This is a genomic window from Xenorhabdus sp. NBAII XenSa04 (genome assembly GCF_963866145.1).
Classification (GTDB): Bacteria; Pseudomonadota; Gammaproteobacteria; order Enterobacterales; family Enterobacteriaceae; genus Xenorhabdus; species Xenorhabdus indica.
On the sequence record NZ_CAWMEB010000020.1, the window covers coordinates 1 to 8,094 of the forward strand.

Below are 8,094 nucleotides of genomic sequence, written 5' to 3' on the forward strand. Positions count from 1 at the left end.
AACCAGTGACTGGCCATCTGTTTCCCGGTGGCGGTGTTAATTTCTTTTGCCGTGACGCCTAACGCTTTCCGGGCATCACGAAAATAATCCACCAGCGGTTTAAAGACGGACTGTTTGAGGTCCCGACATTGTTTGAAATAGCTATCGCCTTTCGGGTGATAGGGGCCTTGGTAATGTTCAGCAAAAATAATACGTTCCGTGGCCGGAAAATACATGCGCAGGCTTTCTTTATGTTGCCTGCGCCACGGGCCAGACGGTTTCGCCCAGATAATATGATTCAGCACGTTAAAGCGTTCACGAACGAGCAGCTCAGTATCAGAGGCCAGACGCGAACCGCAGAACATATACAGGCTGCCGTTCGGTTTCAGTACCCGCCAGAACTCGGCCAACAGTTCGTCCAGCCACGCAAGGTAAGCCGTCACGTCCTCCCACTGGTTATCCCAGTCACACGCTTTCACGCGAAAGTACGGTGGATCAGTGGCAATCAGGTCGATACAGTTATCCGGCAGGGTTTTGATAAATTTCAGGGCGTCATCGTTGACTAAGGTGACAGGGCGTAAATCCATTCGCTTTTTTCCTCTTGACGCTGGCGGCTTTCAGGCGAACCACAACACGAAAAGCCGGCATTCACCGGCCTGCGCTTTCACATTCTGGGAAATAGCCCCATCAGGAAGAACGTTTGAAAAATGTGTCATCCTCCCGGCTTTCCATTAAACCCGCCAGACGAAATTGTGTTAACAGTAGTTGGCAACGGGGTTCAGGCAGCCCCATTAATTTAGACACTTCAGAAACAGAAAACCACGTATGCAAAGGCACGGCGTCTAAAACACAGGCGGCTGTTATTGTCATATCTTCATGTTTTAACATGATAATTCTAACCTTTTGGTGAGTTTTTGTGCATGAACACACATGTAACTCTGACCTATCACAACAGCAAGTCTTATGTTTATTTCAGGCGTAAAAAAACCTTGCACGGGGCAAGGTTTAAAATATCTGCTATTAATAAGCGGGTGACTTTGTCATCACGTTTATCACAATAGCAGCGTTTTTACGATCGTAAAGATTTATTTTTAAAAATCGCTACATGATGGATGTTACGCTAACGGAGGTGTCTTTATCCATGTCCAGTGGGATATCCAGCATCATTAACATCCCTGCAATCACACCTTCAGCCTTTTGTAATCGCTTCCCGATATGCGTATCAGAACAGTGATAATCATGGGCCAATTGCATAAACGTTTTACCGAAAACATAATAATCAAACAGCAAGTCATGGGCATCACTATGCTGCTGATTCAGTTTTGCCATGCAACTTGAAATAAGCATGGCGTCATCATCACAACATTGTACGCGGGACTTTACTTTATTAGGAATGAGTCCTTTGAAGCCTGCCGCAATGGGTGACCAGTAAACCCCGTCGCGATTATCTGCCGCCCATGCGCCCCAGCGTTCCATGACTAATTGAATATCACGCATTCGCCCACTCCCCTGTTAAAGTGCCCGGTCGGCATAACGGCGTTGTTTTTGTCTGGTGTGTTGCGGCCTGCGGCACACTTCCGCAGCCGCTATCTGATCAGTCGGCAGGTAATGGCCGTGCCTGAATGCCTGATAGACCGTACCGGTCTGCCCGTGACGGTTCTTCTCCAGAATAATCTCCGCGTACTGGCTGGCGGGGCTAAGCGGATTATACACCCCATCCCGATAAGTGAAGAGAATACGATCCGCATCCTGCTCCAGTGAACCGGAATCACGTAAATCTGCGCCCACCGGGCGACGCTGATGCAAGGGACGCTTATCCACTTCCCTTGATAACTGGCTCAATGCCGTGACCGGAGTGTACAGCCGTTTCGCCAGCCCTTTCAGTGTCTTCGATATTTCTGCCACAGCCAGATCGTGGCGGTCAGCCCGGGGTTTTTTAATCAACCCAAGGTAGTCTACGAAAATGCCCTTTAAGTTCGGGTAGCGACGCTTATGGGCTTCACTGATGGCACAAATTTGTTCGATACTCAGATCACTGGCATCCAGCACATGAATATCCCGATCGATAAGTGAACCCAGTGCATGACCAATGCGTCCCCAGTCTTCATCATACAGTTCACCGTTTCTGAGTTTAGACACGGGCATCGCAGCCGAACTCGCCACCATTCGTTCAGCAATTTGTGGCGCTGCCATTTCCATGGAAAACAACAAAGCCCCGCCCCCGTCACGGGTCATCCCGTCAATCATGCACAGGGCCAGTTCCGTTTTGCCCATCCCCGGACGTCCGCCCAGCAAAATCAGGTCAGTTGGGTTGAATCCGCCGGTCAGTTCGTCCAGCGGCTCAATGCCTGTCAGGATCATACCTGTCTTGCCCTGATGACGCGCTTCCAGTGTTTCAACGTATCTATCCAGCAATGTGCCGATGACAACGGGTTGTAAGCTGCTATCGCCCTGGGATAATCCATTAAACTGGGACGCAAACGCCTCAATCAGTGCTTCCGCTTGCGTGTGATTGCCGCAGGCCTGAATCGCTTTCTGATAACGGTTAATCAGATCAGTGACCTGACGTACACGCCAGTAACGCATGACCTTTTCCGCATAGCCTTTTAGGTTTGCCTGCCAGACCGGGGTCTTAGCCAGTTCCAGCAAGTTAGCCAGAATACCCCTTTCCTCTCCCATCGCATCTGCAATGAAAAAGGGATCGATAATGGTGCTGCTCAGGGCCTGCTTTTTGATTTCTCTGTACACCCGGCGCAGATGAACGGAGCTGAACGCCTCATCCGGCAACATCGCCAATACGTCATAAGCGTCCGGTGTCGCCCCACCCGATAACAAACCACTGATGACGGCCATTTCCAAATCATATTCGTTCATGCGATTTCCCTTCTGTAACTTTCCCAGTCAAAAGCCAGTACCGTGCCACCCTGAAGCACTCTGTCCAGCGTCCGGTCACCCAAAAACTGCGCCAGCTCAGTGACAGGCAAGTTACTGATCAGGAGAGTGGGCAGCAGGTCTTCATAGCGATTATTCAGCACCTCAAACAGAATATGGCGTTCAGACTCTGTGCCGTACTGCATCCCGATTTCGTCAATTACCAGCAAATCCAGCTCGCTGTAAAATTTCAGGGTGTCAAACTCGCTCATCTCCCCTTCGCTGTTCCATGAGCGACGAAACGCCCGGATGATACGTGATGCGGTGGTGATAAAAACCGCTTCATCACCCCCGGCGGCAATCTCACGACAAATGGCCACGGCAAGGTGAGTTTTGCCGGTTCCCTGACGTCCGCACAGGATCATACCTTCCCCGGCCTGCTTGCGGTCCTCCCATGTCTGGACATAGCCCTGACAAGTTTTCAGGTTATTTTCAGCTATCAGGCTCTGCGGCTCGTAGGTCGCAAAGCTGGCCTGCGCAAAGCGGGGAACGATTTTTAATATTCCGGGTTCTTGTGTTTCCATCACGTTTTCTGCTCCTTAAATATTTTTTGTCCAGTTCGCACCGTGAGCTTCATAGCGCTTGTGTTCAAATCCAGTATGGGTGTTGGTTTGCTGCCGTTGCCCGAATTTGGGTCTGTCAGGAAAGAGTCCCTGCCAACTGTTGGCAATCGAGGTACAAATCACTTCATCAGGGTTAGTACATGCAGCCAGTTGTCTGGCCTGCTGTCGGCAACTGGTTTCCGTCAGGGGTTTCCTGATTTCCTGCCGGAACGTCACCCAGTCTGCCCACGTTTCGGCGCTGACGTTTTCTGGTTTAGCAGTGAGTGGATCGAATGCTGATTTTTTTGCGGCTTCTCTCTGCCCAGCCCCCTGGGGTTTTATAGGTTCTTTGACTGATTCATTGGCGGGTTCAAAAGAGTGACTGGTTCTGGTGCCATCTGACGGCATAGGGGGTCTGCCATCTGGCGGCACAGGGGTGCCCGCAGATGACACAGGGCTGCCAGCGGCTGGCACAGGGGGAATGTTATTTAGCGACACAGGGGCAGCCGATAAATGCAGGGTGTAAACATTCGAGGCATTTCCTTTCCCATTATGATTACCGAGCCGGTTTTCTTTGCTCAGCAAGCCCAGCTTAATCAGGGCAGCAATGTGATTTCTCACCGCACTTTTACTGCACTCACAATGATCCGCAATATGCTGATACGATGGCCAGCATTCCCCTTTATCATTCGCATTATCGGCCAGCTTAATCAGCACCAGTTTCCGCAGGGGATTGCCCACCCGGATACTCATTGCCTGCACCATCAAGCTCATACTCATGTCGTTTCTCCCTGTTACCCTACGCTAAACACCCTGCCTGTTTACTCACCGACCCTGACATCAGGGGGTGGAAAGACTTTAGGCAAATCCGGACGCAGTTCATGGGCCTGAACCACCCCGTTTGAAAAAATCACGATCTCGGGCACCAATGACACCGAAACCCGTTTTTTGCCATACAGCCACCCGCTAATCAGCGATTGCGCACACCCCAGTGCCTGAGCCAGTTTGGTCTGGCTGCCGGCAATATCTATCACTTTCTCTATCACGCTGTTTTTCATTTTTTCCCCGTTCCCATACGTTTGCCATCATAATATCACTAACGGTCAGATTAAATCACTATCAGTGTGTTTGTAAAGGTATCACTTTAGGGATAGAATGAGCAACCCATCATTCAGAATACCCAGATAAACTCATGAGGCACTTATGACGCTTGCTGACAGATTAAAAGAAGCCATGGCAGATAAAGGACTGACCCAATCTTCGCTGGCAAAAAAAGCTGGCATGGCACAATCCATGATATGGAAATTACTCTCCGGGACGGCGACGAAAACCGGCCGGATCATTGACTTAGCCCAGGCGCTGGGTGTGCGCCCGGAATGGCTCAGTGATGGCAGTGGTAATAAACTTCACGATGAGGATGACATGGCCGGGCAGTACAACCGCTATGTGTCGGTCAAAATTTATGAGCAGGAACATGCCACCCGCGACGCTTTCATGGTACCGGCCCTGTCTGAGCAGAAGGCTGCGTTTGACACCTGCCGGGCTTACCGCATCCCCCAAAATACCGGTTGCGCTGATGTCCCGGCGGGCGCCTTAATCGTGGTCGATACTCAGGGAGAGAGGGGCAATGATGATTTAGTCTATGCCCGCATCGGTGAACAGTATTCTGTTTATCGTTATAAGCTGGGCGGTGGCGTGGGCTATTTGTCGGTTGACGATACCCGTATTCCTCTGATCCCGGTTTCGCCTGAAATCGATATCGTCGGGGTGATTGTCTGTTTATTTCGTGGCATGAAACGAAAACGATAACCGCTTCCCGGCTTCATTCCACGCGCAAATTCCGCCGATTTTTTACGCCAAGACACTGTTTTTTTTCTCATACAGCGTCTTGGATGCTCACCGCCCCTGTCATTATCACGCTAAAAAAATCATTCAGCTCACTCCAAATAAAAACTATTTAATATCAATAATATAATGGAATTATTTAATTTATATCACTCAGGGTATGGATTTAAGGGGTTTTCGGTGATAACGTTAGGGGTATCAAAGTGATAGGAGTAATCACTGCAAAATAATAAAAGCGTTAACATGAGGATTTATGCGTACCTTTATTTCTGCCATCATCGAAGAACCGACAACAACACCTAAAAGTACCCACCACATTAAAGGTATTATTACCCCTATTGTGACAGCCATCGTTCCGTATTCAGAGCACTTCTATCTTCCCTTTTTGGCAGAAAAGAATAATGACCGGGAAATAAATAATGAAGAGGAATTTAAACATTATCTCTTGGCGATGTACCACGTCAGACAAAAACATACCGAACCGATCCCTTGCTATCATTTAGAACCTGTTGATGGTCACGGCTATGGGCTTTATCAGCGAAAAGGAAGTTATATGTATTTAATGGATATATTACCTTTTACTCAATCCCAACAGAAAACAAAACGCTGCCAATAATAAAAAATTGTTATACGGTAGTTGAATAAAATAAAAAGCCGCTATCGAATGCCGATACTGAGTTTTCAGCCTCGGAAATAAAAATCACCCTCATTGATAACTAATTCTTTCAATAATGCAAGGAAAATAGCGGCAATAGATTATCTGAAATAAAAATAAACAACTCAATCATATGAAATTCAGCACTAAATCCGTGCGGGTTTACTATACGTGAAATATACGAATTATATTCAGAGAGAGATAAAATGAGACGCGTCGCCAATAATAAGAAAAAAGTCAGTCTTACCCGAAAACAGGCGGCTGACTTTATCGGCATTAATGTCGATACATTATCCTATTGGTGTGCTATTGGTAAAATAGCCTACAACAAGAAAGATCCCGCCAAACCCAGATCCCCTTATTTATTTACATACGCGGCATGTCTTGCAGCACTTAACAATTCGATCCAAACTGTGCCAGTGAGCACGGTAGATGTGGCAGAAAAAGGAGATAAAAAATGTCAATCTTCCGTAGAGGAAATACATGGTATGGGAACTACACGACACCAGGCGGCAAAAGAATTAAAGAGTCGCTTGGAACAACGGACAAAAAGCAAGCTCAGGAGTTGCACGACCGAAGAAAAGCCGAATTATGGCGCATAGAGCGGTTAGGTGATTTTCCTGATGTCACCTTTGACGAAGCCTGTTTGCGATGGATTGAGGAAAAAGCGGATAAGAAATCATTGGATGATGATAAGGGGCGCATGGGATTCTGGCTGGAATACTTCGGCAGTGTACGGTTAAAAGATATTACGGAGGCCAGTATCTACACGGCGGTCAGTAAGATGAAAAATCGTAAAGCTAAAGCACGTTGGGAAAGTCAGGTTCAGGCGGCTAAGAAGAAAGGGCACGAGATCCCCGCCTATAAAGAAGTGTCAGTATCAGTCGCAACCAAGGCAAAACACTTAGCCTTGGTAAAAGCCTTATTGAGAGCGGCTGAACGGGACTGGAAATGGTTAGAAAAAGCCCCTGTAATCAAAGTTCCAGCCGTCAGAGAAAAACGGGTCAGATGGTTAGAACCTCAAGAGGCGCAAAGATTGGTTGATGAATGCCCTGAACCCCTTAAATCTGTTGTCAAATTTGCACTGGCTACCGGATTAAGGCGCTCAAATATTATTAATCTGGAATGGTCACAAATTGATATGCAAAGACAGGTTGCCTGGATACACCCTGATCAAAGTAAATCATCAAAGGCGATAGGGGTAGCCTTAAATGAAACGGCTTGCCGAGTACTGCGAGAGCAAATCGGAAACCATAATAAGTGGGTCTTTGTCCATTCCAAACCAGCAATCAATCCCAATGGAGTCGCATTACCTAACGTAAGGAAAATGCGTGTTGATGATAACACAGCCTGGAATTCGGCGTTAAAGCGTGCAGGAATAGAGAATTTTCGCTTTCACGATCTACGCCATACATGGGCGAGTTGGTTAGTACAATCAGGTGTTCCATTATCAATTTTGCAGGAAATGGGCGGCTGGGAGTCAATCGAAATGGTTAGGCGTTATGCGCACTTAGCACCGAATCATCTGACCGAACATGCACGACAAATTGATGTGCTTTTTGGTGGAGGTGTCCCAAATCCGTCCCAATCAGGAAAAATTGTGGTTGCGAAATGAAGATAACTTATTGATTTTAAATGGCCCCTACAGGATTCGATAAAATTATTTATAGCATTGTTTTTAAATGATTTTATTTAGTTCAATTTTCTACCATACCCCCTATGATACCCCCATATTATTTTGCTTCTGTTTGCCTAATTTTTGTTTGGCTGGCACTATTGAGAACAAGCCATTTATTGCAAAAATATCATCAATAAAATAATTTTTGCTAAAAATGAAATAGTCATATCAAGATAACCTATGCATCTCTTGATATTTCATGTGACCATACCGATACAGCTTCCAAAACGGGTTTAAATGACTCCCCAAAATCCGTCAAAGAGTAAATAACCTTAATTGGTGGTTTATCTCCATATACTTCTCTTAAAACCAATCCATCTTTCTCTAACTTTTTAAGTTGTATACTTAACGTCATCTCCGTAATGTGAGGCATATCTTTTTTTAACTCACTGAATCTCTTATTTTTATTTTTCAAATAGTACAAAATTACACCTTTCCATTTACCGGTCACGTATTCAACCTGT

11 protein-coding genes are annotated in these 8,094 nt (G+C 46.7%); 3 read left to right on the forward strand and 8 right to left on the reverse strand.

From position 1 onward, the window contains the following. From AAC147_RS01240 to AAC147_RS01270, 7 genes are all read right to left on the reverse strand, one after another. The coding region (locus AAC147_RS01240; RefSeq protein ID WP_047684823.1) for a DNA-methyltransferase at positions 1-566 on the reverse strand (566 nt) is incomplete at its 3' end. 100 nt (positions 567-666) lie between these two features. Next, positions 667-867 carry a hypothetical protein gene (locus tag AAC147_RS01245; protein ID WP_047684825.1) on the reverse strand — a complete coding sequence of 67 codons (201 nt, stop codon included), beginning with the start codon at positions 865-867 and terminating at the stop codon, positions 667-669. Between the two features lie 213 nt (positions 868-1,080). Continuing rightward, positions 1,081-1,476 (reverse strand): antiterminator Q family protein, encoded by a 396-nt coding sequence (locus AAC147_RS01250; RefSeq protein WP_047684827.1) that lies wholly within the window; start codon positions 1,474-1,476, stop codon positions 1,081-1,083. A gap of 15 nt (positions 1,477-1,491) precedes the next feature. Then, positions 1,492-2,853: a replicative DNA helicase gene (locus AAC147_RS01255; protein ID WP_047684829.1), complete on the reverse strand. Its 1,362-nt coding sequence runs from the start codon at positions 2,851-2,853 to the stop codon at positions 1,492-1,494. Next, positions 2,850-3,434 carry an ATP-binding protein gene (locus AAC147_RS01260; protein ID WP_047684832.1) on the reverse strand — a complete coding sequence of 195 codons (585 nt, stop codon included), beginning with the start codon at positions 3,432-3,434 and terminating at the stop codon, positions 2,850-2,852. The genes AAC147_RS01255 and AAC147_RS01260 overlap by 4 nt, the downstream gene beginning before the upstream one ends. 15 nt (positions 3,435-3,449) lie before the next feature. After that, the gene (locus AAC147_RS01265; protein ID WP_047684835.1) at positions 3,450-4,232 is read right to left on the reverse strand and encodes a helix-turn-helix domain-containing protein; all 783 of its coding nucleotides are present in this window, start codon (positions 4,230-4,232) and stop codon (positions 3,450-3,452) included. Between the two features lie 41 nt (positions 4,233-4,273). Next, positions 4,274-4,510 carry a transcriptional regulator gene (locus tag AAC147_RS01270; protein ID WP_047684838.1) on the reverse strand — a complete coding sequence of 79 codons (237 nt, stop codon included), beginning with the start codon at positions 4,508-4,510 and terminating at the stop codon, positions 4,274-4,276. Between the two features lie 145 nt (positions 4,511-4,655). Here AAC147_RS01270 and AAC147_RS01275 point away from each other — a divergent pair, with 145 nt between their 5' ends. The 3 genes from AAC147_RS01275 (at position 4,656) to AAC147_RS01285 (ending at position 7,567) form a co-directional block, all read left to right on the forward strand. Then, complete coding sequence (locus AAC147_RS01275) at positions 4,656-5,261, forward strand: helix-turn-helix domain-containing protein (protein WP_047684841.1); 606 nt, start codon at positions 4,656-4,658, stop codon at positions 5,259-5,261. A gap of 289 nt (positions 5,262-5,550) precedes the next feature. Then, the gene (locus AAC147_RS01280) at positions 5,551-5,913 is read left to right on the forward strand and encodes a hypothetical protein (RefSeq protein WP_052189717.1); all 363 of its coding nucleotides are present in this window, start codon (positions 5,551-5,553) and stop codon (positions 5,911-5,913) included. A 496-nt stretch (positions 5,914-6,409) separates the two neighbouring features. Next, positions 6,410-7,567 carry a tyrosine-type recombinase/integrase gene (locus AAC147_RS01285; RefSeq protein ID WP_047684844.1) on the forward strand — a complete coding sequence of 386 codons (1,158 nt, stop codon included), beginning with the start codon at positions 6,410-6,412 and terminating at the stop codon, positions 7,565-7,567. A 241-nt stretch (positions 7,568-7,808) separates the two neighbouring features. On the opposite strand, the gene AAC147_RS01290 is transcribed toward AAC147_RS01285, so the two are convergent. Then, positions 7,809-8,094: winged helix-turn-helix transcriptional regulator (locus tag AAC147_RS01290; protein WP_047684846.1), on the reverse strand; the 286-nt coding region annotated here is incomplete at its 5' end.

Excerpts from the sequence above, each read along its gene's own strand:
- AAC147_RS01260 (WP_047684832.1), bottom strand. The coding sequence starts at position 3,434 with ATGGAAACACAAGAACCCGGAATATTAAAAATCGTTCCCCGCTTTGCG.
- AAC147_RS01250 (WP_047684827.1), bottom strand. The coding sequence starts at position 1,476 with ATGCGTGATATTCAATTAGTCATGGAACGCTGGGGCGCATGGGCGGCA.
- AAC147_RS01285 (WP_047684844.1), top strand. The coding sequence starts at position 6,410 with ATGTCAATCTTCCGTAGAGGAAATACATGGTATGGGAACTACACGACA.
- AAC147_RS01255 (WP_047684829.1), bottom strand. The coding sequence starts at position 2,853 with ATGAACGAATATGATTTGGAAATGGCCGTCATCAGTGGTTTGTTATCG.
- AAC147_RS01280 (WP_052189717.1), top strand. The coding sequence starts at position 5,551 with ATGCGTACCTTTATTTCTGCCATCATCGAAGAACCGACAACAACACCT.
- AAC147_RS01245 (WP_047684825.1), bottom strand. The coding sequence starts at position 867 with ATGTTAAAACATGAAGATATGACAATAACAGCCGCCTGTGTTTTAGAC.
- AAC147_RS01270 (WP_047684838.1), bottom strand. The coding sequence starts at position 4,510 with ATGAAAAACAGCGTGATAGAGAAAGTGATAGATATTGCCGGCAGCCAG.
- AAC147_RS01275 (WP_047684841.1), top strand. The coding sequence starts at position 4,656 with ATGACGCTTGCTGACAGATTAAAAGAAGCCATGGCAGATAAAGGACTG.
- AAC147_RS01265 (WP_047684835.1), bottom strand. The coding sequence starts at position 4,232 with ATGAGTATGAGCTTGATGGTGCAGGCAATGAGTATCCGGGTGGGCAAT.